We start from the raw sequence: 475 nt of genomic DNA on the forward strand, positions 1-475 counted from the left end.
TGTCCAGGCTGTTGTTCGCGTGCGCGCCGCCGTTGACGATGTTCATCATCGGCACCGGCAGTTGCATCGCACCCGAACCGCCGAAGTAGCGGTACAGCGGCAGGCCGGCCTCTTCGGCGGCCGCCTTCGCGACGGCCATCTACACGGCCAGCATCGCGTTCGCGCCGAGGCGCGACTTGTTGTCGGTGCCGTCCAGCTCGAGCAGCGTCTTGTCGAGGCACGCCTGTTCCGACGCGTCGAGGCCCATGATGGCTTCGGAGATTTCGGTGTTGATGTGCTCGACTGCCTTCAGCACGCCCTTGCCGTTGTAGCGGCCGGCTTCGCCGTCGCGCAGTTCGATCGCTTCACGCGAGCCGGTGGACGCGCCCGACGGCACCGCCGCGCGGCCCATCGTGCCCGATTCGAGCAGCACGTCGCATTCGACGGTGGGGTTGCCGCGCGAATCCAGAATCTCGCGGCCGATGATATCTACGAT

The 475-nt window shown here is 66.5% G+C and carries 1 pseudogene; it reads right to left on the minus strand.

Annotation, left to right across the window (positions count from 1 at the left end):
* Positions 1-475, minus strand: a pseudogene (locus M3210_RS20140) (phosphopyruvate hydratase family protein); the annotation flags it as partial.

This window comes from Oceanobacillus luteolus (assembly GCF_023715655.1).
Lineage (GTDB): Bacteria > Bacillota > Bacilli > Bacillales > Amphibacillaceae > Oceanobacillus > Oceanobacillus luteolus.